This window comes from Bradyrhizobium frederickii (assembly GCF_004570865.1).
GTDB classification, from domain to species: domain Bacteria; phylum Pseudomonadota; class Alphaproteobacteria; order Rhizobiales; family Xanthobacteraceae; genus Bradyrhizobium; species Bradyrhizobium frederickii.
In genome coordinates this window covers 355,191-380,509 of the sequence record NZ_SPQS01000003.1, presented here as the reverse complement: position 1 = coordinate 380,509, position 25,319 = coordinate 355,191, and the positions used below count along the sequence as shown (strand labels likewise).

Here is a 25,319-nt window from a genome sequence, read left to right as displayed (position 1 = left end):
GAATTGGTTTGCCTTGCCAACCCGCCGAGCCTGGCCGCGGCCTGGACTGATCCCCTGCCGCGAACCGCTGATGTTTCCCGATGGAGGTCCTTATGCGTACTCATTCGATCGCAGCCATTCCCGCCGACGGCATCGGCCCCGAGGTGATCTCGGCCGGAATCCGCGTGCTGGAGGTTCTCGCAAAGCGCAGCGGCGATCTCGCCTTCAACGTCAAGACGTTCGACTGGGGTTCGGACTATTACAAGAAGCACGGCGTCATGATGCCGGCCGACGGCCTCGCTGAGCTGAAGAAGTTCGACGCGATCTATTTCGGCGCGGTCGGCGCGCCCGATGTGCCCGATCACATCACGCTGTGGGGCCTGCGCCTGCCGATCTGCCAGGGCTTTGATCAATACGCCAATGTGCGGCCGACAAAGATCCTGCCCGGCGTCGCCTCACCGCTGCGCAATGTCGGCGTTGGCGATCTCGACTGGGTGATCGTGCGCGAGAATTCGGAAGGCGAATATGCCGGCATGGGCGGCCGCGCGCACAAGGGCCTGCCGGAAGAGGTCGGCACCGAAGTTGCCGTGTTCACCCGCGTCGGCGTCACCCGCATCATGCGCTATGCGTTCCAGCTCGCGCAGTCGCGCCCGCGCAAATTCCTGACCGTCGTGACCAAGTCGAATGCCCAGCGCCATGGCATGGTGATGTGGGACGAGATCGCCGCCGAGGTCGCAAGCGAATTCCCTGACGTGACCTGGGACAAGATGCTGGTCGACGCCATGACGGTGCGCATGACGCTGCATCCGAAGAGCCTCGACACCATCGTCGCGACCAATCTGCACGCCGACATCCTCTCCGATCTCGCCGGTGCGCTGGCGGGAAGCCTTGGCGTCGCGCCGACCGGCAATATCGATCCGCAGCGCCGCTTCCCCTCGATGTTCGAGCCGATCCACGGTTCGGCCTTCGACATCACCGGCAAGGGCATCGCCAACCCGGTCGCGACCTTCTGGACCGGAGCGCAGATGCTCGAGCATCTCGGCGAGAAGGACGCCGCCATGCGGCTGATGGCGGCGGTCGAGCGCGTCTGCGCGGCCGGCGTGCTGACGCCCGACGTCGGCGGCACGGCAACGACGAAGGAGGTCACGGACGCCGTGATCGACGCGATCCACGGAACGAATGTTTGAGAACGCCCTGCGTCATGGCCGGGCTTGTCCCGGCCATCCACGATCTTTCGTGCGGCACCGAGAACGTGGATGCCCGGGACAGGCCCGGGCATGACGAATTAGGAGAGATCGCCCGCCCCATAAGCACCGCTTTTGCAGTGGCAAAGCGCCCTACTTCCGCTTCGCCGGAGCCGGCGGCGGCGCCGCCATTGCGGCTGCGGGCTCGGGCGGCGTCAGGTGGCGCGGGACGATGATGGTTTGCCCGGGCGAGAGCTGTGCGTTCTCTGCAAGCGAATTGCTCTGCGCGAGCGTCCACAGCGGCACGCGGTTGGCGGCGGCGATGCTCTCCATGGTGTCGCCGCGGCGCACCGGGACTCGCACACCGGAATCCCACAATTCGACCAACGTATCCGCAGGCACGAGATAGCGCAGCGGCACGGCATCGGCCTGGGTCTGCGGCGGAATGCGCGGCAGCCGCGTCACCATCTCGACGATCTGGCGATGGATGTCGTCGGACTTCTCGATATTGATGTGCGAGACGCGCGCGTTCTCCTTCAGGTCGTAGCTCGCGTAATGGCCGCGAAAGCCGGGGACCGCGACGACATCGCCGCCACCGAGGACGCTGTCGGACAGGAAGATGTTGATGAAGCGCTCGACATTGAGCGGCACGTCGCCGGTCGCGTGCGCGGGATCGATGGCGATGACGAGGCTGATCGGGATGTTCTCCTTGGCCGCCATCTCGGAGATGACGATCGAGCACAGCCCGCCCATGGAGTGGCCGATCAGCACGATCGGCGCCGCCTGCTCCTTGTAGCTGGCGATGACGCGATTGCCGATGAGCCGGCACAGGGTGAATTCATAGACGTCAGCGGAAAAGCCGGCCTGGGTCAGTTTCTCGCCGAGCCGGTCCATGCCGGTCGAGAAGATCGGCCCCATGGCGCCGCGAAACAGGTAGACCTTCGGCGGCGGCAACGGCTCGAACGGCGGGGGCGGCGGCGCGGCGGGGGCAGCCGCGGTGGCCTTGGCCTTGGCTGGTGAGGCAACGGCCGTGCCGGTGCCGAAGGCGAGCAGTGCAACGGCTGCCAGCGCGAGGAGTCGCCTCAGATCAATCATCAGTCCAGCAGTCCCACCGCGGGAGGCAGAGGCCTCCCCCGTGGCTTCATGACCGCGGATTTGGCGGATTTTGCGGCGCCGAAACCGAGCCGATTTGCCTCAGTTCCTCGCCGGAGCGGTCGCGGCCGCCGCGCGCGCCTGCCCCGGAGCGCCGCGTTCGGCGACCGGCAAGGCCGGAGCGCGCGAGCGCATGATCGCGGCGTCGATCTCGGCGATGACCCGGCGCTGGATCGCCTCATTTTTGTCGATCGAGATGTGGCCGACGCCGGAGCCGCGCACATCGACATTGTCGAGCTTGCCGCGAAGGCCCGCCGCGGCCCGCACCGGCTCTCCGGGACCATCGCCGATATAGATGTTGATGTAGCGCTCGGCGCCGGTCGAGAGCTTGGTCTTGAACACGGAGTCGAGACCAATCGCGAGCTTCACGGGCACGCCGAGCTGGTTGAGCTTGGCGATCATGTCGGGCAGCGCGGTCGCGCCGGAGGAATGGCCGACCAGGATGATGGTCTTGAGGCGGCCGGCCTTGTAGGCGGTCGCGGCCTCGTCGGCGAGCGAAGACCAGGACACGAAATTGGCGACGGTCACCGGAATGCCCTGCGCCTGGAGCCTGGCGCCGATCGTGTCGAGCCCGAGCGAGAAGATATTGAGCACGCCGCGGAGCAGATAGACGTGCGTGGTCGCGGCCGCGGCCTGGCTCGGCGCGGCCCTGGCAGGGGTCGGATTGATGGCAACAGCTGACAGCAGGACCAGGCCCACCGCCCATACACGGAGGGCGGATAATCGGCTGGCGCCGGCGGTGTGACGGCCGTTCGGTCTCATCGATGTTTTCCCTGGGGACATACGCTTCGCGATTGGCCGGAATCGTAGCCATGGCCTGCTCGCACACGCAACAAAGAGCCGCGTGAGCGACAATCTTAGCCGCAAGCAGTGACCATCGCGCAACACTTGCCTGAAACCTGCCACTGAAGGGCCTGTTTTGAGACCATTTTTCTCCGGGGAATTGCGGGCAGGCAAGTGCGTTCCTATTTCAGGGCTCCGCTGACCTCCCTCCGGGACCGGTCCGGCCTCCCCTCCCCAACCTTTGCCCCTCAGCCTCGCGGCCATCATGTCCTCCATCATCTCCGTCGCCAATCTGTCGAAGACCTATGGGTCCGGCTTCAGGGCGCTCAAGAACGTCAATCTCGATATCAAGCGCGGCGAGATTTTTGCGCTGCTCGGGCCCAACGGCGCCGGCAAGACCACGCTGATCTCCATCATCTGCGGCATCGCCAATCCGAGCGAGGGCCGCGTGCTCGTCGGCGGCGAGGACATCCAGACCTCCTACCGCAAGGCGCGCTCGCTGATCGGCCTCGTGCCGCAGGAATTGCACACCGACGCGTTCGAGAGCGTGTGGGCGACCGTCAGCTTCTCCCGCGGCCTGTTCGGCAAGCCGAAGAATCCTGCGCACATCGAGAAGGTGCTGAAGGATCTCTCGCTGTGGGACAAGAAGGACAACAAGATCATCACGCTGTCCGGTGGCATGAAGCGCCGCGTGATGATCGCGAAAGCGCTGTCGCACGAACCGCAGATCCTGTTCCTGGACGAGCCCACCGCGGGCGTCGACGTCGAGCTGCGCAAGGGCATGTGGGAGGTGGTGCGCACCCTGCAACAGTCCGGCGTCACCATCATCCTCACCACGCATTACATCGAGGAAGCCGAGGAGATGGCCGACCGCATCGGCGTCATCAACAAGGGCGAGATCGTGCTGGTCGAGGACAAGACGACCTTGATGCAGAAGCTCGGCAAGAAACGACTGACCCTGCATCTGCAGGGCAGGATCGCCGCGCTGCCGGAAAGCCTTCATCATTACGAGCTCGAGCTCTGCGATAACGGCGCGACGCTCGTCTACGACTACGACACCCAGGGCGAACGCACCGGCATCACCAGCCTGCTCGGCGATCTCCGCACCGCCGGCATCCGCTTCAACGATCTCGACACGACGCAATCGTCGCTCGAGGACATCTTCGTCGACCTCGTGAGGACGTCATGAACCATCGCGCCATCCGCGCCATCTACCTGTTCGAAATGGCGCGCACCTGGCGCACGCTGCTGCAAAGCATCGTCTCGCCGGTGGTCTCGACCTCGCTTTATTTCGTGGTGTTCGGCGCCGCGATCGGCTCGCGCATCAGCCAGGTCGAGGGCGTCAGCTACGGCACCTTCATCGTGCCGGGCCTGATCATGCTCTCGGTGCTGACGCAGAGCATCGCCAACGCCTCGTTCGGGATCTACTTCCCGAAATTCACCGGCACGATCTACGAGATCCTGTCGGCACCGATTTCCTACTTCGAGATCGTGCTCGGCTATGTCGGCGCCGCCGCGACCAAGTCGATCATTCTGGGCCTGATCATCCTGGCGACCGCCGGCCTGTTCGTGCCGCTGCATATCCACCATCCCATCTGGATGCTGGCCTTCCTGGTGCTGACGGCGGTGACGTTCAGCCTGTTCGGCTTCATCATTGGCATCTGGGCCGACGGCTTCGAGAAGCTGCAGATGATTCCGATGCTGGTGGTGACGCCGCTGACCTTCCTCGGCGGCAGCTTCTATTCCATCGACATGCTGCCGCCCGCCTGGCGCACGGTGGCGCTGCTCAACCCGGTGGTCTACCTGATCTCGGGCTTCCGCTGGAGCTTTTACGAGATTGCGGATGTCAGCGTCGCCGTCAGCATCGGCATGACGCTGGCGTTCCTGGTGATCTGCCTGGTGGTGATCTGGTGGATCTTCCGCACGGGGTATCGGCTGAAGAATTGACCCGTGATTCCGGAGCCGCAGGCGCCAGGGGCGACCATGACCCACGCGGGAGCCGGCCGGATGGTTGCGCCTTTGTAACGAATTGTCGGCGTCGAACGCGCGTCCGGCTCGCGAAAATGTCAGCGCCGCCGCGCGCGGCGCGGCACAAAGCGGCCTTGCTTACGCCCCGCATCGCGTTAACGATGGGCAGGCAGGCCGCTGGAACCAAAGCCGGATTGCAGGCATATTGCACGCCGGGGACGGAGAGCCGCGGCGGCTAGCGAGAAGAGGCCGGAGGCCAGGATTCAAATGCGTTTCCAGATGCGTTCATTTTTCATTGCTTTGACGTCCATGATGGTTTTGAGCGCGGGCACCGCGCAGGCCAAGGTCGAGATCACCGTCGACAAGGACAATCAGCAGATGACCGTCGCGGTCGATGGCGTGGCTCGCTATCGCTGGCAGGTATCGACAGGCATCCCCTCGCGCGAGACGCCGAATGGCGCGTTCCGCGCCTTCCGCATGGAAGAGGATCATTATTCCAAGGAATTCGACGACGCGCCGATGCCGCACGCGATCTTCTTCACCAAGGTCGGCCACGCCATCCACGGCACCGACTCGGTCGGCCGGCTCGGCTCGCCGGCGTCGCATGGCTGCGTGCGGCTGTCGCGTCAGAACGCATCGACACTCTATGCGCTGGTGCAGCAGCAGGGCGTGCTCAACACCACGGTGACGCTGTCCGGATCGGCGCAGGTGGCCTTGGCGCGCAATCCGCGCGGCCGCGCCAACGCCGCGGTGGCCCGCGCTCCCCAGCAGCCCGCCGCCGAGGAGCAGTACGCCACAGCGGGCGATCCCGTGAACCTGATGCCGCCGGCGCAGCCCGCCCGCCGCTACGTGCCGCAGGACGACAATTACATCTATCCCGCCGACGGCAGCGACTCCGTCGCGCGCTATCCGGCTCCGCGTACGGCCACCCGCCCGCTCTATGACGCGCAGGTCTATCAGCAGCAGCCGCGTCCCTATTACGACCAGGGCTACGGCCAGCAGGGTTATTATTATCAGCCACAGCCCCGGCAGGTTTATCAGCCGCGCGGCTATTACTATCAGAACTGACGCGATCGCACATCCATCGACCTCACCGGCCGAGGCACCATGCCGTCACGCGCCGCAACGATCCTGACCGTGCTCGCGTTTCTCGCTGCAGGACAAGCCATTGTAGGACCAGCCATTGTAGGACGAGCCTTGGCCTTCGATCTCGAGGCGCATCGCGGCGGGCGGGCGCTGCTGCCGGAAAACACCCTGCCCGCCTTCGCTGGCGCGCTGTCGATGGGCGTGGACACGCTGGAGCTCGACGTCGGCGTCACCGCGGACGGCGAAATCGTCGTGTCGCATGAACGCGGGCTCAATCCTGATCTCACACGCCGCGCCGACGGCGCTTACATCACTCCGCCGGGCACGCCTTTCGTCAAGCTGCGGCTGGACCAGGTCAGGACTTATGACGTCGGCCAGATCCGGCCGGACAGTGCTTACGCGAAACAATTCCCCGACCAGCGCGCGGTGCCGGGGACGCGCATTCCGACCTTGCGCGAGCTGTTCGCGCTGGGACGAAAATCCGGCAACGCGCGTGTGCGCTTCAACATCGAGACCAAGATCGACCCGAACCATCCGGACGAAACGCTCGATCCGCAGGCCTTTGTCGCGAAGCTGCTGGGCCTGATCGAGACCGAGGCGTTTTCCGACAGGGTCATGATCCAGTCGTTCGACTGGAGGACCTTGCAACTGGTCCAGCAGCAGGCGCCCAAGATACCGACGGTGTACCTGACGCTCCAGCGCGGCTCGGCTCCGACGGCGGCGCTGGACAAGGCGACGAACTGGACGGCCGGCTTCAATCCGGCCGATCACGGCGGCTCGCTGCCGCGGACGATCAAGGCGGCGGGCGGCACGATCTGGTCGCCCTATTTCGGCGATGTCACCGCTGCGCTCGTCGCGGAGGCCCACGGGCTCGGATTGCGCGTGGTGGTCTGGACGGTCAACAAGCGCGAAGACATGACGCGGATGATCGAGCTCGGCGTTGACGGGATCATTTCCGACAGACCCGACTTGCTGCGGCAGGTCGCCGGCGAGAAGGGAATCGCGTTGCCGGCGGGGACGCCGGTCGAGCCGTAAGACGGTCTCGTGTCCCGGACGCGGCGCGGCATGAAATGACGCGACGCTGAGCCGGGACCCAGGACGCCGGGGCACGGGATTCGTCCGGGCGACGGAGCTTCCCTACTCCCCGTCCCGCCAGCGCCGATAAAGCGCGCCCAGGATGTTGGAATAGTCGTCGGTCCAGACCCGCACCCTGTCATCGGCTTCGGTCTGCTCCCACGACTTCGAGGCGGCGAGCCGGCCGATGTCGGCTTCCTCCCGCGCCGAGATGACGACGTCGGTCGAGAAGATGTAGTCGCCATCTCGCCCGGAATCCTCGTTGAAGACCCAGCTCTTGAGATCGTTGGCGTCGGCGATGCCGACCACCACGGTCTCGAGATCGAGATGCCGGTTGGAGACGTGCATCACCACGGCGCCGTGTGGCGCGAGCTTGTCCTTGTAGATCTTCATCGCCTCTTCGGTGGCGAGATGGATCGGGATCGCATCCGACGAATACGCATCGACGATGATGAGGTCATAGGCGCCGTCGGGCTCCTTGGCGAAGGTGAGGCGCGCATCGCCGATCACGGGCTTCATGTCCGGCATGCAGCTCGAGATGTAGCGGAAATTTCTGGGATCGCGCGCGGCATCGACCATCGACTGGTCGATCTCGAAGAATTTCCAGTCCTCGCCAGGCGCGGCGGCACAGGCGAGTGTGCCCGAGCCGACGCCGATCGCGGCGACCTTGAGCGGTGCGCCCTTGCGTTCGCGGATGGCGCTGACGGCCTGACCGATGCCGCCGTCCTTGTGATAATAGGTGATCGGCTCGGGACGGCCGGCGACGGGCGTGCCGTCGTTGTTGCGGAAGCGCTCGGCGCCGTGAATCGTGGTGCCGTGCATCAGCACATGGAAGTACCCGCCGGGCGCCACCACGATCTTGTGCACGCCGAAGAAACTGCGCACCGTCGTGACGCGGCCCTCGTCCGCGGGATAGACGCGGATCAACGCCAGCGCGAGCACGACGGTGGCAAAGATCTTCCAGCGGCCGGCATTGAGCATCAGTGCCAGCAGCGCGGCGAGCACGCCGACGCTGCCGGCGACCCAGACGCGGTGATCCTCGAACCAGGTCGAGAGATTGCCGGTGGCGTATGACGGTGCGACCAGCGCCACCGCGAGCGCGGCGAGCGCCAGCCAGTACCATTTGACGACTCCGGCAAGCCGTTCGTTCGCAATCGGCCGGCACAGCGCGGCAAGCGCGACCAGGATCGGATATTCGGCGATCCACGAGAAGGTGAAGGGGGCGAGGAGACCGGCAAAGAGGCCGCCGACCATGCCGCCGAACGACAGCGCGACATAGAATCCGGTGAGATATTTGGCGGCCGGACGGGTCCGCGCCAGCTCGCCATGGCAGGCCATGGCGATGACGAAGAAGCACAATTGATGGCCGCCGAGCGTCAGCAGCAGATTCTGTTCGCCGCCGAAGGCGAGCAGGACGACAACGCCCGCGATCGCGACCGGCTGCAGCATCAGCATCCATTTGTGCGGCAGCAGCGGCCGCGACTGGAACACCACGACCCAGGTGAGCAGATACAGCGACAGCGGCAGCACCCACAGCAGCGGCGCCGCCGCAACGTCGGTCGAGATATGCGCGGTGACGGCGATGAGCAGGCCCGAGGGCACCGCGGCGAGGAAGATCCACCGCAGCCGCGTCAAGAACCCCGGCGCCGGCGCATTCGCGTCCTCGGTTTTCGCGTCGACCACTGCCAGTTTCGGCGAGCGCAGCAGCAACACACCGCAGGCGGCGATCAGGAGAATCAAGAGGGCATAGCCGCCGGTCCAGAGCCGGTTCTGCGTGTGCAGCGTGAACACCGGCTCCAGCAGGAACGGATAGGACAGCAGCGCGAGGAAGCTGCCGATGTTGGAGGAGGCATAGAGGAAATAGGGATCATGTCCGGCGGGGTGACCGGTGCGGACGAACCAGGCCTGCAACAGCGGATTGTTGGCCGCGAGCGCAAAGAACGGCAGGCCGATCGAGACCACGAACAGGCCGAGCAGCCAGAACGCATAGCCGGAAGCCGGCGGCTCGCCATAGCCGGAGGCGATGCCGAGCGGCAGCGTGGCGAAGGCCGCGATCAGCAGCACCAGATGCACGGCCACCGGCACGACGCGGCTCCTCGCCTGCATCAAGAGATGCGCATACGCATAGCCCGCCAGCAGCAGCGACTGGAAGAACACCATCGCCACCGACCACACCGCCGGCGAGCCGCCGAGCCGCGGCAGCACCATCTTCGTGAACAGCGGCTGCACCGAGAACAGCAGCAGCGCGCTGACGAAGATCGCGGCGGTGTAGACCGTCAGCACCAGCCGGTTGCGCGAGGCGGACGGCTGCTCCGTGGCGGCGGGTTGCACGATCGAATCCATGGAAGCTCCGGCTCAAAACCCGGCGGGCGCCGGACGCGCGCAATGGAGCACAAGGCGCCTGAACGGGCAATAAAGGGGGGTGTGATGTTGCAGCGTGAATTGCTTGATATAGAGATGTCATTCCGGGGCGATGCGGAGCATCGAACCCGGAACCTCGAGATTCCGGGTTCTCGCTTCGCGAGCCCCGGAATGACGGTAGACTGGGCCTTGCATCTTCATGACCGAAACCGACGTCGTCATCATCGGCGCTGGCCATAACGGCCTCACTTGCGCGGCCTATCTCGCGATGGCCGGCCTGCGCGTGCGCGTGGTCGAGCGCCGCAAGGTGGTCGGCGGTGCCGCGGTCACGGAGGAGTTTCACCCGGGATTCCGCAATTCGGTGGCGGCCTACACGGTGAGCCTGCTCAATCCGCAGGTGATCCGCGACCTCAAGCTCACCGAGCAGGGCCTGCGCATCGTGGAACGGCGCGCCCAGAATTTCCTGCCCGCGCCCGATGCCAGCTATCTCCTCGCCGGGGAGGGCCGGACGAAGGCATCAGTCGCACGACTGAGCGCGCATGACGCAGGCGCGCTCGACGGGTTTTCACGCGAGCTGGAAGAGATCGCCGACGTGCTCAGGCAGTTCGTGCTGCGCGCGCCGCCGAACCTCGTCGAGGGTTTTGGCACGGCGGCGTTGCGCGAAGGCGTCAACGCCTGGAAGACCGCCAGCATCCTGCGCGGCCTCACGCTGGAACAGAGCCGCAGCCTGCTCGATCTCTTCACCCGCTCCGCCGGCGAGATGCTGGATGAGCGCTTCGAGCATGATCTGGTCAAGGCGCTGTTCGGCTTCGACGCCATCGTCGGCAATTATGCCAGCCCCTACGCCGCCGGCTCGGCCTACGTGATGCTGCATCACGCCTTCGGCGAGGTGAACGGCAAGAAGGGCGTCTGGGGCCATGCCATCGGCGGCATGGGCGCGATCACGCAGGCGATGGCGCGCGCGGCGCGCGACCGCGGCGTCGTGATCGACACGGATGCCGGCGTGCGCGAGGTGATCGTGGAGCGCGACCGCGCCGCCGGAATTGTGCTGGAGAACGGCGAGGCGATCCGCGCGAAATATGTCGCGGCCAATGTCAATCCAAAGCTGCTCTACACGCAGCTGATCGCGGCCGAGGCGCTGCCTGCGGACTTCCTCGCCCGCATCCGGCACTGGAAGAACGGCTCCGGCACCTTCCGGATGAACGTGGCGCTGGATCGCCTGCCCTCGTTCACGGCGCTGCCGGGCGAAGGCGACCATCTTTCTTCCGGCATCATCCTGGCGCCGAGCCTTCCCTACATGGACCGCGCCTATCTCGATGCGCGCTCGCGGGGCTGGAGCCGACAGCCCGTGGTCGAGATGCTGATCCCCTCCACGCTCGACGACACGCTGGCGCCCGCGGGAAAGCATGTCGCGAGCCTGTTCTGCCAGCACGTCGCGCCGGAGCTTCCTGATGGAAAGTCGTGGGACGACCATCGCGAGGAGGTCGCCGATCTCATGATCGCGACGGTGGACGAATACGCGCCGGGTTTTGCGGCGAGCGTGCTCGGCCGCCAGATCCTATCTCCGCTCGACCTCGAGCGGCAGTTCGGCCTCGTCGGCGGCGACATCTTCCACGGCGCGTTGACCCTGAACCAGCTGTTCTCGGCACGGCCGATGCTGGGCCATGCCGATTATCGCGGGCCGTTAAGAGGCCTCTATCATTGCGGCTCAGGCGCCCATCCCGGCGGCGGCGTCACCGGTGCGCCCGGCCATAACGCCGCGCAGGCGATCCTGAGGGATCACCGCTCGCTGTTCGGAAGCCGTGGATAGATCTGGGGATCCCTTGTGGACAGGTTGTTGAACGGTCTGTGGACAGGCCGCGGATGCTTGGGACCGGAGCATCGCAACGGCCGGGGGAAACGCAGTGGAAAATCGGAGGGACAATTGCGGGAAAAACCGGTGGATAGGGTGCCGGTGAGCAGCGGACAAGCTGTGAATATCAAAGCGCCAGCAGGAAATGACCTCGCCCGCCAGGGGGAATTCCCCTCGCGGGCGGTGATCAGGTCAGCCCAGAAGAAAAAGCAGCCCCCGCTGGGAAATGGAGGCGGAAATTACTTCAGGTTGGTGCTAATCGACGTGAACTTGTCGTTCATGGTGCTGCCCAGGCTGTTCACCACGGTGATGATCGCCAGGGCGATGCCCGCGGCAATCAGACCGTATTCGATCGCCGTGGCACCGGATTCATCCGACCAGAACTTCTGGATTATGCTCTTCAAGACTCGCCTCCGTTTCAATTCCAAGCTGTGTTGGCTTAATTCAACACCCGAGAATGTACGGGGGCGCAGCCTTCAGCCGGGTTAACCCGGGAACTGCAACTTGCGCGGAAAATTGGCGGCAAAAATCCCAAAAATTCAACTCAACGGAACCCTGAATGCAGCCTGCTCCAACCCATCGCGCCAGCTTTTCAATCGGCAGCGAGGCCGACGCCCGGCGCGTCGTCGACGTGCTCACCGAGGTGTTCTTCGAGGGGGATGCGGCGGTCGCCGCCTTCGAGCGGCCGGACGGACAATGGGACGTCACGCTCCATTTCGCCGAGGCGCCCGATCAGCCATGGCTGCGCGAACTTATTGCAATTTCAGCGGGAAATGAGATCGCCGCGACGCTCGCCTTCGATACTGTCGAGGCCAAGGACTGGGTCAGGGCCAGCCTGGAGGATCTCGTCCCGGTCCCGGCCGGGCGCTTCGTCGTGCACGGCAGTCATGACCGCGACCGCGTGGCACCGAACAAGCTCGCGATCGAGATCGAGGCGGCGCTCGCCTTCGGCACCGGCCATCACGGCACGACGCGTGGCTGTTTACTGCTGCTTGACCATGTCCTGAAGAGTTCCCGCCCGAGGAACGTGCTCGACCTCGGCACTGGGACCGGCGTGCTGGCGATCGCTGCGGCGAAGGCGCTGCATCGCGCCGTGCTCGCCTCCGACATCGATCCGCCCTCGGTGCGGGTGGCCTCCGAGAACGCCTGGCTGAATGAAGTGGGCAACCATGTGCGGGTGATCCGCGCGACCGGCTTCGCCGCGCCGGATTTTGGACGGGCCGGCCCGTTCGACCTGGTGCTGGCCAACATCCTTGCCAATCCGCTGAGGCAATTGGCGGGCCCGATGGCACGGCATCTCGCGCCCGGCGGACGCGTCATCCTCTCCGGCCTGCTGACGCATCAGGCCCCCGCCGTGATCGCCGCCTATCGCGCCCGCGGCCTCGTGCCGTTGAAGCATCTGCGGATCGAGGGGTGGAGCAGTCTGTTGCTGCGGAAGGTGGGATAGCCAGCACAGGTGCCTTAGGCGGGCAAAGCGACTTGTCCGCCACAGCTCGAAGGGCGACGGCGAAAGCGAGCCCACCATGACGTTCGCAAATCCGGGAAAGATGGCGGGCACGGCGCTTCGCGCCTTTGCTCGCCCTACGGCATCAGCAATGCCGCTACTCCGCCGGCTTGTCGTCGCGGTGCGCCGTACGCTCGACCTGCAACGCGCGCTTGGCGCGGCGCTCGGCGATGCGGTTGATCATCTGGCTGATGACGCTGCGCGGCTTTTTCGGTGCCGACGCCGTCGGGGCTCGGCGCGCCGGCGGCGAAATCTTCTCAAACGTGAATGCTGGCATCGTGTGTCCCCTCGCCGTTGAGATGAACCACCTGCTCGAATTTCGCTGTCATCCGGACGAAGCGCGGCTGCCGCATCCTTTACTCCACTCAATTCAAGTGGAACCATTCAAGCACAGTCCATGCCACATGCGACGTAAATGCGTCCAGATTGCGGACTCATCCCCATGATCCTAAAGTGATCCACCATGTTCGAAGCACACTTCCAGACATTCGAGGAGCCGGAGGCCGGCGTCGCATTGACGGCACGGCTGGCCGCACTTCGCGAAGAACTCGCCCGTCGCAAGCTCGCCGGATTCGTCGTTCCGCGCGCCGATCAGCAGCAGAACGAATATGTGCCGCCGTCGGAAGAACGGCTGGCCTGGCTGACCGGTTTCACGGGCTCGGCGGGATTCGCGGTGGTTCTGACGCAGGAGGCCGCATTGTTCGTCGACGGCCGCTACACGCTTCAGGCCGCCAAGCAGGTCGATGCAAAGGCCTGGGTCGTGGAATCGCTGATCGACCCGCCGCCGGAGAGCTGGGTGTCGGCGCATCTGAAAGCCGGTGACCGCCTCGGATTTGATCCGTGGCTGCACACTTTTGCGGCAGCCGAGCGCCTGTCTGCCGCCTGCGCCAAGGCCGGCGCCGAGCTGGTTGCCGTCGACAGCAATCCGATCGATGCGATCTGGCAGGACCGCCCGCAGCCGCCGCTCGCCCCCGTCGCCGTGCACGGGCTCCAGCATGCCGGCATCACGGAAGCCGAGAAGCTGACGCAGATCAGAAGCGAGATCGGCAAGCTCGGCGTCGACGCGCTGGTGCTGTCCGACAGCCACGCGGTCGCCTGGACCTTCAACATCCGCGGCGCCGATGTCGCCCATACCCCGCTGCCGCTGTCCTATGCGCTGGTGCCGAAAGACGGGCGTCCCACCATCTTCATCGATAACCGCAAGCTCTCCAACCTGACGCGCGACCATCTCGAGCAGTCCGCCGACGTGCGCGAGCCCGACGCGATGGCGCCGACGCTGATGGCGCTCGCCAAAGGCGGCGGGTCGATCGCACTGGACAGCGCCACGGCGGCCGACGCGCTCAGCCGGCTTATCGCGGGCGCCGGCGGCAAGCCGGTGCGCGGCAGCGATCCGATTGCGCTGCTCAAAGCGGTCAAGAACGCGACCGAGATCAAGGGGACGCAGACGGCGCATCGGCGCGACGCCCTGGCGCTGGCGCGCTTCCTGGCGTGGGTCGACCGGGAAGCGCCAAGCGGCAAGCTCACCGAGATCGACGCGGTCGAGGCGCTGGAGACGTTTCGCCGCGACACCGGCGCACTGAAGGACGTTTCGTTTCCCACCATCTCCGGCACCGGCCCGAACGGCGCCATCGTGCACTACCGCGTCACGCGTAAGAGTAACCGGCGCATCGCGCCCGGCGACCTCTTGCTGATCGATTCTGGCGCGCAATACGAAGACGGCACCACCGACGTCACCCGCACCATGGCCGTGGGCGAGCCCACGAACGAGATGCGCGACCGCTTCACCCGCGTGCTGCGCGGCCATATGGCGATCGCACGCGCGGTCTTCCCGGACGGCACCACCGGCGCGCAGCTCGACACGCTGGCACGGCAATACCTCTGGGCCGCCGGCGTCGATTTCGAGCACGGCACCGGCCACGGCGTCGGCAGCTATCTCTCGGTGCACGAAGGGCCGGCGCGCATTTCGAAGCTCGGCACCACGCCGCTGAAGCGCGGCATGATCCTCTCCAACGAGCCCGGCTACTACAAGACCGATGGTTTCGGCATCCGCATCGAGAACCTCGAGCTGGTCGTCGCCGCCGACATCAAGGGCGCCGAGAAGCCGATGAACGCGTTCGAGACGCTGACGCTCGCGCCGATCGACCGCCGGCTGATCGACGCCGCGATGCTGAGCAAGGATGAGCTCGACTGGCTCAACGCCTACCATGCGCGCGTCCGCGCCGAGGTCGGGCCGGCGCTCGACGAGGCGACCCGGGCCTGGCTCGATCAGGCCACGGCGGAGCTGAAGGCCTAAGCTCGTCATCGCGCATGGCACCACGCGATTTGCGCAAGGCTGCATCCCCAACACAGCTGTCATTCCCCGCGAAAGCGGGGAATCCAGTACGCCGCACCCCCTCGGGTCAACCGCGACCGTCTCGGCGTACTGGATCGCCCGGTCAAGCCGGGCGATGACACCGAATTTGTGGCGTGAAGATCGCGCCCAATGGGTCGCCTCACGCCGTATCATAACCATCCCGGAATCCGTATAGCCGCATTCCGAAATGCCGATATCCGCCTTGCGTAACGACGTTACAGTCGGTTCGAATTCAACGAGACGAGCACGCATGCACGGCATCATCAGCAAGCCGCCGGAAGGGACGCGCAACCTCGCGACATCGCGCGGGGTGCTGCTGCTGCTGGTCGTGATGACCGGGATCGCGCCGATCTCGCTGTACATCCTGGTTCCGGCGCTGCCGGTGCTGGCGACGAATTTCGGCAGCGACATCTCCATCGCGCAGATGACGGTGTCGCTCTACATGGTCGGCATCGCGTTGTCGCAGCTGATCATGGGACCGCTGTCCGACCGGTTCGGACGGCGCCCCGTGCTGCTCGGAGGGTTGGCGCTGATGGTCGCGGCCAGCGTCGGCTGCATCTTCGCCGAAACCCTGCCGCAGCTGATTGCAGCCCGCTTCTTTCAAGCCCTGGGCGGCGCTTCCGGCATGGTGATCAGCCGTGCCATCATCCGCGACATCTATGAGCGCGACCGCGTCGCCTCGATGATCAGCCTGGTGGTCGCGGCGCTGATGATCGGACAGATGGTTTCACCGCTCACCGGCGGCCTGATCGAGACGGCGTTCGGCTGGCGCGCGATCTTCTACGCCATCACCATCGCTGCGGTCATTGTCGCCGTCGGCATCGCCCTGGCGCTGCCCGAAACGCGCCGCGGCCGCGCCGGCGGCGGCGGCTTCCGTGGCGACGTCGGCATCCTGATCAAGAGCCGCGCCTTTGTCGGCTATGTGATGTGCCAGGTGCTGGCCTCACAGATCATCTTCACCTTCGCGGGCGGCGGCCCTTATATCGTGGTGACGCAGATGGGCCGAACCAGCGCCGAATACGGCGCCTGGTTCGCGACAACGGGATTTGCATTTCTCGTCGGCAACCTGCTCTGCGTGCGCTTTGCGCCCAGGCATTCGCTGGAGAAGTTGATCTGGTTCGGGCTCGCACTCCAGCTCTGCGGCAGCCTGCTGAACCTGCTGTGGAGCTTTACCGGGTGGAACGAGGCCCCAAGCTGGCTGTTCGGCACGCAGATGATCGTCATGGTCGGCAACGCCTTCGTGATGGCGAATTCCGCCGCCGGGGCGATCAGCATCCGTCCTGAAGCGGCCGGCACTGCCTCGGGCGCGATGGGCTTCCTGCAACAGGGCATCGGCGCGCTGATGTCGCAATTCGGCGCCTATCTCGGCGGCCACTCCGCAACGACGCTGCCGCTCACCTCGGCGGTGCTCGCGATCTCGCTGCTCTGCGCCTGCGTGATGATCTTCGTCGTCCCCCGCCGCGAAGTGACGGTGAGCGAGGCGCTGATCGAGCAGGCGGAAGAGGAAGAGAGCGGGATGATGTAGCGGTTGCCGTAGGCGACGGCCTTCAAAGCGTACTCGCTGTCATCCCCCGCGAAAGCGGGGGATCCAGTAAGCCGCGGCCTACCGGTTCAATCACAGCTGCCTCGGAGTACTGGATCGCCCGGTCAAGCCGGGCGATGACAGCGAAATAAGAGGAGAAGAAAGTGCCCCTCACTCCCCGATCAGCTTCAGCCACTCGTCCTCGGTCAGCACCTTGACGCTGTGCTTGTTGGCCTCGGCGAGCTTCGAGCCGGCGCCCGGACCGGCGACGACGAGATCGGTCTTCTTCGACACCGAGCCCGACACCTTTGCCCCCAAACGCTCTGCCGTGGCCTTGGCCTCGTCGCGCGTCATCTTCTCCAGCGATCCGGTGAACACCACCGTCTTGCCGGCGACGGCCGAATTGCTCCTCGGCTTCTCGGCGTCGACGATCTCGACCTCCCCGGTCAGCCGCTCGACGATGCCGCGATTGTGGCTCTCGCCGAAATAATCGGCGATGCTCTTGATCACGGTGTCGCCGATCTGGTCGAGCGCATCCATCTCGGCCATCGCCTCCTCGTCGCCCTTGGCGACCTTGAGGCAGGCATCGTGGAAGGCATCCCAGGAGCCGTAGCCGCGCGCCAGCGCCAGCGCCGTGGTCTCGCCGACATGGCGCATGCCGAGCGCATAGACGAAGCGCTCCAGCGCGATTCTGCGCCGGCTCTCGATGGCGCCGAACAGATTGCGCACCGAGGTCGCGCCATAGCCCTCGACCTCTTCGAGCTTGAGCCTGGAATTGCGCTTCTCCAGCGTGAAGATGTCGGCGGGCTCCTTGACCCATCCCTCGTCGAAGAAATACTGGAGCTGCTTCTCCCCGAGACCGTCGATGTCGAAAGCACGGCGCGAGACGAACAGCTTGAGGTGCTCGATCTTCTGATAGGGGCAGGCGAACTCGCCAGTGCAGCGGGCGCGCGAGCCCTCCTCGCCCGCCGCCGTCTCCTCGCGCACGACGTCGGTGTGCAGCGGGCATGGGCACTTCTTCGGGAAGTGGAATTCCTTGGCTCCCTTCGGCCGCTTGTCGAGCACGACATCGACCACCTGCGGGATGACGTCGCCGGCGCGCTGGATCACGACGGTGTCGCCGATCCTGATGTCGCGCCCCTCGCGCAGCACCTCGCCCTTGTTGCCGATGCCCTTGATGTAGTCCTCGTTGTGCAGCGTGACGTTCTGCACGATCACGCCGCCGACACCGACCGGCTCGAGCTTGCCGACCGGCGTGAACGAGCCGGTGCGTCCAACCTGGATCTCGATGTCGCGCAGCACCGTCATGGCCCGCTCGGCCGGGAATTTGTGCGCGATGCCCCAGCGCGGCGTGCGCGAGACGAAGCCGAGCCGCTCCTGCCAGTCGATGCGGTCGACCTTGTAGACGACGCCGTCGATGTCATAGTCGAGCCTTGCGCGCTGCTCCTCGATCGCATGATGGAAGGCGAGCAGTCCCTCGACGGAATGACAGAGCCTGGTCAGCGGGTTGGTCTTGAAGCCGCAGCGCTCGAACCAGCCGATCATGCCGCTCTGCGTCTCCTCCGGCATCGCGCTCATCTCGCCCCAGGCATAGGCGAAGAAGCCGAGGGGACGCGAGGCGGTGATGGTCGGGTCCTTCTGCCGGAGCGAGCCCGCGGCCGAGTTGCGCGGATTGGCGAAGATCGTGCCGCCTTCGGCCTTCTGCCGTTCGTTGAGCGCGAGGAACGCCTTCTTGGTCATGTAGACCTCGCCGCGCACCTCGCAGATCTCGGGGACGTTGCGGCCCTTCAGCTTCTGCGGCACGTCTTCGAGCGTGCGGATGTTGGCGGTGACATCCTCGCCCACCGCGCCGTCGCCGCGCGTCGCCGCAGTGACGAGCTCGCCGCCTTCATAGCGCAACGACATCGAGAGGCCGTCGATCTTCGGCTCGGCGGAGAAATCGACCTTGCCGTCATCGAGCTTCAGGAAGCGCACGATGCGCCCGATGAAGTCGCGCACGTCCTCTTCGGCAAAGGCGTTGTCGAGCGACAGCATGGGAACGGAATGCCGCACCTTCTTGAAGCGCCCCGACGGCGCGGCGCCCACCTTCTGCGAGGGCGAGTCCGCGCTGACGAACTCCGGGAAACGCTTCTCGATGGCGTTGAGGCGCTGGCGCAGCGCGTCGTATTCGGCGTCGGTGACGGTCGGCGCGTCCTCCTGATAATAGCGCTCGTTGTGCCCCTCGATCTCGAGCGACAACCGCATATGCTCGACCTTGGCCTGGGCCTTGGTGAGATCGGCGACGTCGCGAAGCGGTTTCGATTTTGCTGCTCTGGCCATGGGTGCTTGGATACGACGGAGCGGGCGGGAGGGTAAAGTCGGTAGAACTCTCGTGCCCCGGACGCAGCGCAGCCCTTCTTCAGCGGTGCGCTGCAGAGCCGGGGTCCACGGGGCGGCATTCTGGGTCCCGGCTCGCGCTACGCGCGTCCGGAACACGGCTTAAGCCGTGGCCGCCTTCAGCAACCTCTCCGCAGCCGCCCTCGCCTCTGCCGTGATCTCGGCACCGGCCAGCATGCGGGCGATTTCCTCGCGGCGGTGGTCGGCGGCGAGCGCATTGACGCGGGTGGCGACGCGCTTGCCCTTGTCGAGGGCGTCCTTGGAGATCAGCAGATGCTGGTCGGCGCGGGCCGCGACCTGCGGGGCGTGGGTCACGGCCATCACCTGAACCTTGCCGGCCAGCCGCGCCAGGCGCCCGCCGATGGCGTCGGCGACCGCACCGCCCACGCCGGTGTCGATCTCGTCGAACACCAGCGTCGGCGCCGAACCGCGGTCGGACAGCACGACCTTGAGCGCGAGCAGGAAGCGCGACAGCTCGCCGCCGGAGGCGACCTTCATCAGCGGCCCCGGCTTGGTGCCCGGATTGGTCTGAACCCAAAACTCGACGCGGTCGAAGCCTTGCGGCCCCGGTGCGGCCTCGTCGGTCTCGACCTGGGTCATGAACTTGGCGCGTTCGAGCTTGAGCGGCGCGAGCTCGGCGTTGACCGCCTTGTTGAGCTTCTCGGCCGATTTCTGCCGCGCCAGCGACAGTTTCTTGGCGGCGGCGGCATAGCGGCTATCTGCCTCGATCGCGGCCTGCTCCAGCTTCTTCAATTGCGAGGCACCGGCATCGATCAGCACGACGTCGGCGGCATATTTGGCGGCGAGCGCGGCGAGCCCGTCGACCGGCGTCGAATATTTGCGGGAGGCGGCGCGCAATGCAAACAGCCGTTCCTCGATGCGTTCGAGCTCGGCCGGATCGAAATCGGTTGCGGCGAGCGCTGCCTGGAGATGCTGGTCGGCCTCCTCCAGCGCGTTGATGGCGGCGTCGATCGCCTTCACGGCCGGCTCGACCAGCGCCGGCGAATTGACGCCGCGGCGCTCCAGCCGGCGTACCGCGGCCGAGAGGGCTGCGACCGGCGAATGGTTGCCGCCGACCGCCTCCTGCGCCTCGCGCAGATCGGAGGCGATCTTCTCGCCCTGCATCATGGTGCTCCGGCGATGGGCGAGTGAGGTCTCCTCGCCGTCCCTGGGCGCGAGCTGCTTCAGCTCGGCGGAGGCATGGCGCAGATAATCGGCCTCGCGCGCGGCGCGTTCCATGCCGGCGCGATGCTCCTCCAGCGCGGTGTTGGCGGTCCGGCGCGCGTCCCAGAGCGCCTCGACCGCGGCGACGTCCTTCTCCAGGCCGGCGAAGGCGTCGAGCAGGCGGCGATGGGTGGCGGCATCGACCAGCGCGCGCTCGTCGTGCTGGCCGTGAATCTCGACCAGGGCGGCGCCGACCGCCTTCAGCGTCTGCACGCTGATCGACTGGTCGTTGATGAAAGCGCGGGTGCGGCCATCGGCGAGCTGCACCCGGCGCAAGATCATCTCGCAAGATTCTTCAACGCTCGTGTCGTCCAGCCCGTTCTCGGCGAGAATCTTCGCCGCGGGGTGATTCTTGGGGACATCGAACACGGCGGTGACCTGCCCCTGCTCCGCGCCGTGACGCACGAGGCCTGCATCGCCACGGCCGCCGAGCGCCAGCGCAAAGGCATCGAGCAGGATGGATTTGCCCGCGCCGGTCTCGCCGGTCAAAACCGCGAGGCCCGCCGCGAATTCGATATCGAGCCGTTCGATCAGGACGATGTCGCGGATCGATAGACGCGCCAGCATGGAACCAAATTTCCTAGCCGAGGCCCATCTTCTTGAAGGTCTTGCTGATCCAGGACCCCTGATTCTCGCTCGGCTCGAGACCGCCGGATTTTACAAGATTATAGGCGTCCTTGTACCAGCGGCTGTCAGGAAAATTGTGGCCGAGCACGGCCGCCGCGGTCTGCGCTTCCCCGACGATGCCGATCGCCATATAGGCTTCGGTCAACCGGTAAAGTGCCTCCTCGACATGACGGGTGGTCTGGTACTGGGTGACGACGGCCTTGTAGCGGTTGATCGCCGCCGTGTAGTCGCGCTTCTGCGCATAGTAGCGGCCGACGTTCATTTCCTTGCCGGCAAGCTGATCGCGCGCACCTTCAATCTTGGCCTTGGCGGACGTTGCGTATTCCGAGTTCGGATATTTGCGCACCACCTCTTCCAGCGCGGCGATCGCCTTCTCGGTACGGGTCTGGTCGCGGCTGATGTCCGGGATCTGGTCGTAATGAGAGGCCGCGATCAGATATTGCGCATAGGCCGCATCCGGACTGCCGGGATGCAGCGTGACGTAGCGGGTGGCCGCGCCGATGCAGCCGTCATAGTCACCGCCCTGATAGGACGCATAGGCGGACATGAGCAGCGATTTACGGGCCCAGTCGGAATAAGGATGCTGGCGGTCGACCTCTTCGAACTTCTTGTTCGCCGCCTTCATGTCCTTCTTCTCGTTCATGAGGTACAGGCCCTCATTGTAGATCTTGTCGGCGGGCTCCTCGACGAAGGTGTCGTCCTTGGCGGTGAACTTGTCCCAGAGCGAGCCGGTGCCGCAGCCGGCAAGCGGCAGCGCGAGCAGCATGAAGGTGACGGCCTGAAGCAGCCCACGAGCTCGCAAGGAGATCGAGAAATATCCGCGCGTCATACGCTGTGCCGACATGAGTTTAAGCCCTGACGCCCTGTGGTGCGGTGCCCGCCAGCCCATGACCCCGTCACGGGCGCGATATGGTGCCGTGGTGCCTGCCATGCGACCACGCCGATGGATCCGAAAAGCGATCTCTGACCAACCGGATAGGCAGGCATTTCGCCCGGATTAAGGCGAACTTGCCGCAATCCTAGCCGATCATGGTTACCAGGAGTTTCCCGGGGGGTGTGCCGCGGCCAAAGGCCCGCGGCAACAGCCTGTTCAGGACACGTCCGGCCCGTAGGCCGCGGCGACCCGGCCGCCGACGATACCGCGGCCGACTTCGCCCACGGGACGCGTGGTACGGCGGACCGCCTCGCCCTCGACCACCCGCCAGGCGGTCCGGTCAGCCAGCAACGCGGTCAGGACGGCGTGGTTGAGCTTGTGGCCGCCACGCACCGAGCGGTAGGCGCCCAGCAGCGGCAGACCGGCCAGCGAGAGATCGCCGATCACGTCCAGCACCTTGTGGCGGGCACATTCGTCGGCGTAACGCAGGCCCTCGGTGTTGAGCAGCCGCTCGTCGTCGAACACGACGGTGTTGTCGAAGGAGGCGCCGAGGGCATAACCCGCGCTCCAGAGCCGCGCGACATCGGACATCAGACCGAAGGTCCGGGCCCGGCCGACTTCGCGGCGGAAACGTTCCGGGCTGAGGTCGAAAGTGTAGCTCTGCTGGCCGATGACGGGGTTGGTGAAGTCGATCTCGACCTCGACGCAGAACCCGTTGGCATGGGGCCTGATTTCGCCGAAGGAATCGCCGATCTTGACCGAGATCGGCTTCAAAACCTGAATGAAGCGGCGCTGTGCCGGCTGGGTCACGATGCCGGCCTGGTCGATCGCCGCAATGAAGGCTGCGGCGCTGCCGTCCATGATCGGCACTTCCGGACCGTCGATCTCGATGGTGGCGTTGTCGACACCCATCCCCCGCAGTGCAGCAAGCACGTGCTCGGCAGTGGAGACCAGCGGACCGCTGCGGTCGCCAAGGACGGTGGCGAAGTCGGTCGCGATCACCTGATCGGCCGTCGCCTGAACTTCGCGATCACTTCCCTCGAGGCCTGTCCGGATAAAAACAAAACCCGCGTCGACAGGCGCGGGCCCAAGCGTGAGAGTGACGGGAAGACCGGAATGAACGCCCACGCCTGCCACCGAGGCTTGCGCACCAAGCGTTGTTTGCCGGCTAAATTTCATCAGGAACCCGCCCCACTACGACCCACTGCGACTTATACGAGACCCACTTGGCCGGCCAGTGCCGGCGCCCGCGAATCCGTATCCCCAAGTCACGCCAAACCATAGTCACTGCCTGAAACAGCGCCAACTCACGCTTTTTTACCGATTGTTACCCCAAACCCGCCGTATTCGCGCCAAGGCTTAACCAAATTGCGCCGAGCTTTTGGGCCGCTGCCGGCAATTCTACCGAACATCCGAATGCGTGATTAATGATTTAAAATCAGTTGCTTGGCTGCACAATCCGGGCATGCACGGGACAAAAGGAAAGGTCCCGGCAAGCTTGTTGCCGGGACCTCTTTTCGTCTGCCTTATTGTAACAATCCTCAGGTCGCCTGCCGCCGCAGGAAGGCCGGGATATCAAGATGGTCGTCGCCCTGTGGCGCCGGCGCAACAGGCGCGGGACGGCCATGCATGTCCAGGCCCTGCGGAGCGGGCCGCCGGGCATACTCGGATACCGGTTCACTCGATGCGATCTGCTGCGCCACGGACTTCTGCGGACGGCGCTCGGGCAGTGGCGGCATCGCGGGGCCGGCGGTGCGGGCCGCGACCGGCGGCTCGCTTTCCTCGTCGCGACGGCCGAGGCCGACATTGGCGAGGCGCTGCAGCAACGACAGGCGGCTCTTCTGCGGCGCCTCCTCCTCGACCTCACCGCGAGCCTGGCGAAGCTCGGCCTGGGCCGGCATCGGCAGCTCGTCGATGCGCGGCATCCGCGGCGCACGGACCGGGCGCTCGGCCTGCGGCGGGATGAAGGTCTCGGGCGTCATCGGCTCCTGCATCGCGACCGGGGCCTGCTCGGGCTCCGGAAACAGGGTCGGCTTCTGCGCGATCGGGCGCACGGTGACGTCGCCGTAGGTCTGCATCGGCGCCGGGGACTGCGGAACGTCCGCAACGGCAGCCGCGATGGCGGCGAGCGCGGCGCGCTCGACGTTCGGACGGGGCGCCATCGGCGCGGCACCGGCTTGAGCCTGGCCTGCGGCCGGGATCTGCGCTTCCAGCTTCTGGGCGCGCTCGGCCATGCGCTGATTGTCGGCGCGGAGCCGCGCGGTCAGGTCGGCGAGACGGCTCTCGGCGGCCGCGGCCGGAGCTGCGGGCGCCTGCTGCGCCTGCGGGGCCGGGTTTGCGACGGGGGCGGAGGTGGCCTGGCTGTTGCGGGCGATCGCGGCCTGCTCGATGCCGGTGGCGACGACCGAGACGCGGATCAGGCCGTCGAGCGCTTCGTCGAAGGTCGCGCCGACGATGATGTTGGCGTCCTGGTCGACTTCCTCGCGGATGCGGGTGGCGGCTTCGTCGACCTCGAACAGGGTGAGATCCTTGCCGCCGGTGATGGAGATCAGGAGGCCCTTGGCGCCCTTCATCGAGCTATCGTCGATCAGCGGGTTGGCGATCGCGGCTTCCGCGGCGGTCAGCGCGCGCTTGTCGCCGGAGGCTTCGCCGGTGCCCATCATCGCCTTGCCCATCTCGCGCATGACGGCGCGGACGTCGGCGAAGTCGAGGTTGATGAGGCCTTCCTTGACCATCAGGTCGGTGATGCAGGCGACGCCCGAATAGAGCACCTGGTCGGCCATCGCGAAGGCGTCGGCGAAGGTGGTCTTCTCGTTGGCGACCCGGAACAGGTTCTGGTTCGGGATGATCAGGAGCGTATCCACGACCTTGTGCAGCTCGGCGATACCGGCTTCGGCGGTGCGCATGCGGCGGCCGCCCTCGAAGTGGAACGGCTTCGTGACGACGCCGACGGTGAGGATGCCCATGTCCCGCGCGGTCTTGGCGATCACGGGAGCCGCACCGGTGCCGGTGCCGCCGCCCATGCCGGCGGTGACGAACACCATGTTGGCGCCCGAGAGATGGTCGCGCAGCTCGTCGATCACCTCTTCCGCCGCAGCGGCGCCGACGTTCGGCTGCGAACCGGCGCCCAACCCTTGCGTGACCGCGGTGCCCATCTGCACGATGCGCTGCGCCTTCGACATCGTCAGCGCCTGCGCGTCGGTGTTGGCGACCACGAAGTCGACGCCCTGAAGGCCGGCCGTGATCATGTTGTTGACGGCGTTGCCACCGGCGCCGCCGACGCCGAACACGGTGATCCGGGGCTTCAGTTCGTGAATATCAGGAACATTGATGCTGATGGTCATGGTTGCCTCTCGATCACGCGCGCGTGGGTTCGCCCCGGCCGGCGGCCGCGGGAGTT

General features: G+C 65.9%; 19 protein-coding genes. 9 read left to right on the top strand and 10 right to left on the bottom strand.

Annotated features, from left to right (window positions below; genetic code table 11):
* The first annotated feature begins 92 nt into the window (after positions 1 to 92).
* The gene (locus E4K64_RS07295) at positions 93 to 1,166 is read left to right on the top strand and encodes a tartrate dehydrogenase (RefSeq protein WP_135162910.1); all 1,074 of its coding nucleotides are present in this window, start codon (positions 93 to 95) and stop codon (positions 1,164 to 1,166) included.
* Between the two features lie 150 nt (positions 1,167 to 1,316).
* Here the strand turns inward: E4K64_RS07295 and E4K64_RS07290 are convergent, their stop codons facing one another.
* Together E4K64_RS07290 and E4K64_RS07285 are read right to left on the bottom strand one after the other, a co-directional pair.
* Positions 1,317 to 2,258: a LysM peptidoglycan-binding domain-containing protein gene (locus tag E4K64_RS07290; protein ID WP_167771858.1), complete on the bottom strand. Its 942-nt coding sequence runs from the start codon at positions 2,256 to 2,258 to the stop codon at positions 1,317 to 1,319.
* A 99-nt stretch (positions 2,259 to 2,357) separates the two neighbouring features.
* Positions 2,358 to 3,077, bottom strand: a complete 720-nt coding sequence (locus tag E4K64_RS07285) for a hypothetical protein (protein ID WP_135162908.1) — start codon at positions 3,075 to 3,077, stop codon at positions 2,358 to 2,360.
* A gap of 286 nt (positions 3,078 to 3,363) precedes the next feature.
* Here E4K64_RS07285 and E4K64_RS07280 point away from each other — a divergent pair, with 286 nt between their 5' ends.
* From E4K64_RS07280 to E4K64_RS07260, 4 genes are all read left to right on the top strand, one after another.
* Positions 3,364 to 4,287 (top strand): ABC transporter ATP-binding protein, encoded by a 924-nt coding sequence (locus E4K64_RS07280; protein WP_126255291.1) that lies wholly within the window; start codon positions 3,364 to 3,366, stop codon positions 4,285 to 4,287.
* Complete coding sequence (locus E4K64_RS07275; protein ID WP_135162907.1) at positions 4,284 to 5,045, top strand: ABC transporter permease; 762 nt, start codon at positions 4,284 to 4,286, stop codon at positions 5,043 to 5,045. The genes E4K64_RS07280 and E4K64_RS07275 overlap by 4 nt, the downstream gene beginning before the upstream one ends.
* A 288-nt stretch (positions 5,046 to 5,333) precedes the next feature.
* Positions 5,334 to 6,134, top strand: a complete 801-nt coding sequence (locus tag E4K64_RS07265; protein WP_135162906.1) for a L,D-transpeptidase — start codon at positions 5,334 to 5,336, stop codon at positions 6,132 to 6,134.
* Positions 6,135 to 6,173: 39 nt separating this feature from the next.
* Positions 6,174 to 7,187 carry a glycerophosphodiester phosphodiesterase gene (locus E4K64_RS07260; RefSeq protein WP_135162905.1) on the top strand — a complete coding sequence of 338 codons (1,014 nt, stop codon included), beginning with the start codon at positions 6,174 to 6,176 and terminating at the stop codon, positions 7,185 to 7,187.
* Positions 7,188 to 7,289: 102 nt separating this feature from the next.
* On the opposite strand, the gene E4K64_RS07255 is transcribed toward E4K64_RS07260, so the two are convergent.
* The gene (locus E4K64_RS07255) at positions 7,290 to 9,569 is read right to left on the bottom strand and encodes a fused MFS/spermidine synthase (protein WP_135162904.1); all 2,280 of its coding nucleotides are present in this window, start codon (positions 9,567 to 9,569) and stop codon (positions 7,290 to 7,292) included.
* 217 nt (positions 9,570 to 9,786) lie between these two features.
* Between E4K64_RS07255 and E4K64_RS07250 the strand changes: the two genes are divergently transcribed.
* On the top strand, positions 9,787 to 11,397 hold the full coding sequence (locus E4K64_RS07250; protein WP_135162903.1) for a phytoene desaturase family protein: 1,611 nt from the start codon (positions 9,787 to 9,789) through the stop codon (positions 11,395 to 11,397).
* A 281-nt stretch (positions 11,398 to 11,678) separates the two neighbouring features.
* On the opposite strand, the gene E4K64_RS07245 is transcribed toward E4K64_RS07250, so the two are convergent.
* Positions 11,679 to 11,843 (bottom strand): Flp family type IVb pilin, encoded by a 165-nt coding sequence (locus tag E4K64_RS07245; RefSeq protein ID WP_167771856.1) that lies wholly within the window; start codon positions 11,841 to 11,843, stop codon positions 11,679 to 11,681.
* Positions 11,844 to 11,998: 155 nt separating this feature from the next.
* Here E4K64_RS07245 and E4K64_RS07240 point away from each other — a divergent pair, with 155 nt between their 5' ends.
* A complete protein-coding gene (locus E4K64_RS07240) occupies positions 11,999 to 12,886 on the top strand; it encodes a 50S ribosomal protein L11 methyltransferase (protein WP_135162902.1) in 888 nt (295 codons plus the stop codon).
* Between the two features lie 154 nt (positions 12,887 to 13,040).
* Here E4K64_RS07240 and E4K64_RS07235 read toward each other — a convergent pair whose 3' ends face one another.
* Positions 13,041 to 13,220, bottom strand: a complete 180-nt coding sequence (locus E4K64_RS07235) for a hypothetical protein (protein ID WP_135162901.1) — start codon at positions 13,218 to 13,220, stop codon at positions 13,041 to 13,043.
* Positions 13,221 to 13,406: 186 nt separating this feature from the next.
* On the opposite strand from E4K64_RS07235, the gene E4K64_RS07230 reads away from it, so the two are divergent.
* Entirely contained in the window at positions 13,407 to 15,236 is a 1,830-nt protein-coding gene (locus E4K64_RS07230; RefSeq protein ID WP_135162900.1) for an aminopeptidase P family protein, read from the top strand.
* Between the two features lie 310 nt (positions 15,237 to 15,546).
* Positions 15,547 to 16,821, top strand: a complete 1,275-nt coding sequence (locus E4K64_RS07225) for a multidrug effflux MFS transporter (RefSeq protein WP_135162899.1) — start codon at positions 15,547 to 15,549, stop codon at positions 16,819 to 16,821.
* Positions 16,822 to 16,989: 168 nt separating this feature from the next.
* Here the strand turns inward: E4K64_RS07225 and ligA are convergent, their stop codons facing one another.
* The 5 genes from ligA to ftsZ form a co-directional block, all read right to left on the bottom strand.
* Positions 16,990 to 19,137: an NAD-dependent DNA ligase LigA gene (gene ligA / locus E4K64_RS07220; protein WP_135162898.1), complete on the bottom strand. Its 2,148-nt coding sequence runs from the start codon at positions 19,135 to 19,137 to the stop codon at positions 16,990 to 16,992.
* 159 nt (positions 19,138 to 19,296) lie between these two features.
* Entirely contained in the window at positions 19,297 to 20,985 is a 1,689-nt protein-coding gene (gene recN, locus E4K64_RS07215) for a DNA repair protein RecN (protein WP_135162897.1), read from the bottom strand.
* 13 nt (positions 20,986 to 20,998) lie between these two features.
* Positions 20,999 to 21,889 carry an outer membrane protein assembly factor BamD gene (locus tag E4K64_RS07210; RefSeq protein WP_135162896.1) on the bottom strand — a complete coding sequence of 297 codons (891 nt, stop codon included), beginning with the start codon at positions 21,887 to 21,889 and terminating at the stop codon, positions 20,999 to 21,001.
* 246 nt (positions 21,890 to 22,135) lie between these two features.
* Positions 22,136 to 23,098: a UDP-3-O-acyl-N-acetylglucosamine deacetylase gene (lpxC, locus tag E4K64_RS07205; RefSeq protein ID WP_126255278.1), complete on the bottom strand. Its 963-nt coding sequence runs from the start codon at positions 23,096 to 23,098 to the stop codon at positions 22,136 to 22,138.
* A 362-nt stretch (positions 23,099 to 23,460) separates the two neighbouring features.
* Positions 23,461 to 25,263: a cell division protein FtsZ gene (gene ftsZ, locus E4K64_RS07200; RefSeq protein ID WP_135162895.1), complete on the bottom strand. Its 1,803-nt coding sequence runs from the start codon at positions 25,261 to 25,263 to the stop codon at positions 23,461 to 23,463.
* Positions 25,264 to 25,319 lie beyond the last annotated feature (56 nt).

Coding starts and splice junctions, on each gene's coding strand:
- E4K64_RS07295 (WP_135162910.1), top strand. CDS start 93: ATGCGTACTCATTCGATCGCAGCCATTCCCGCCGACGGCATCGGCCCC.
- E4K64_RS07290 (WP_167771858.1), bottom strand. CDS start 2,258: ATGATTGATCTGAGGCGACTCCTCGCGCTGGCAGCCGTTGCACTGCTC.
- E4K64_RS07285 (WP_135162908.1), bottom strand. CDS start 3,077: ATGAGACCGAACGGCCGTCACACCGCCGGCGCCAGCCGATTATCCGCC.
- E4K64_RS07280 (WP_126255291.1), top strand. CDS start 3,364: ATGTCCTCCATCATCTCCGTCGCCAATCTGTCGAAGACCTATGGGTCC.
- E4K64_RS07275 (WP_135162907.1), top strand. CDS start 4,284: ATGAACCATCGCGCCATCCGCGCCATCTACCTGTTCGAAATGGCGCGC.
- E4K64_RS07265 (WP_135162906.1), top strand. CDS start 5,334: ATGCGTTTCCAGATGCGTTCATTTTTCATTGCTTTGACGTCCATGATG.
- E4K64_RS07260 (WP_135162905.1), top strand. CDS start 6,174: ATGCCGTCACGCGCCGCAACGATCCTGACCGTGCTCGCGTTTCTCGCT.
- E4K64_RS07255 (WP_135162904.1), bottom strand. CDS start 9,569: ATGGATTCGATCGTGCAACCCGCCGCCACGGAGCAGCCGTCCGCCTCG.
- E4K64_RS07250 (WP_135162903.1), top strand. CDS start 9,787: ATGACCGAAACCGACGTCGTCATCATCGGCGCTGGCCATAACGGCCTC.
- E4K64_RS07240 (WP_135162902.1), top strand. CDS start 11,999: ATGCAGCCTGCTCCAACCCATCGCGCCAGCTTTTCAATCGGCAGCGAG.
- E4K64_RS07235 (WP_135162901.1), bottom strand. CDS start 13,220: ATGCCAGCATTCACGTTTGAGAAGATTTCGCCGCCGGCGCGCCGAGCC.
- E4K64_RS07230 (WP_135162900.1), top strand. CDS start 13,407: ATGTTCGAAGCACACTTCCAGACATTCGAGGAGCCGGAGGCCGGCGTC.
- E4K64_RS07225 (WP_135162899.1), top strand. CDS start 15,547: ATGCACGGCATCATCAGCAAGCCGCCGGAAGGGACGCGCAACCTCGCG.
- ligA (WP_135162898.1), bottom strand. CDS start 19,137: ATGGCCAGAGCAGCAAAATCGAAACCGCTTCGCGACGTCGCCGATCTC.
- recN (WP_135162897.1), bottom strand. CDS start 20,985: ATGCTGGCGCGTCTATCGATCCGCGACATCGTCCTGATCGAACGGCTC.
- E4K64_RS07210 (WP_135162896.1), bottom strand. CDS start 21,889: ATGTCGGCACAGCGTATGACGCGCGGATATTTCTCGATCTCCTTGCGA.
- lpxC (WP_126255278.1), bottom strand. CDS start 23,098: ATGAAATTTAGCCGGCAAACAACGCTTGGTGCGCAAGCCTCGGTGGCA.
- ftsZ (WP_135162895.1), bottom strand. CDS start 25,263: ATGACCATCAGCATCAATGTTCCTGATATTCACGAACTGAAGCCCCGG.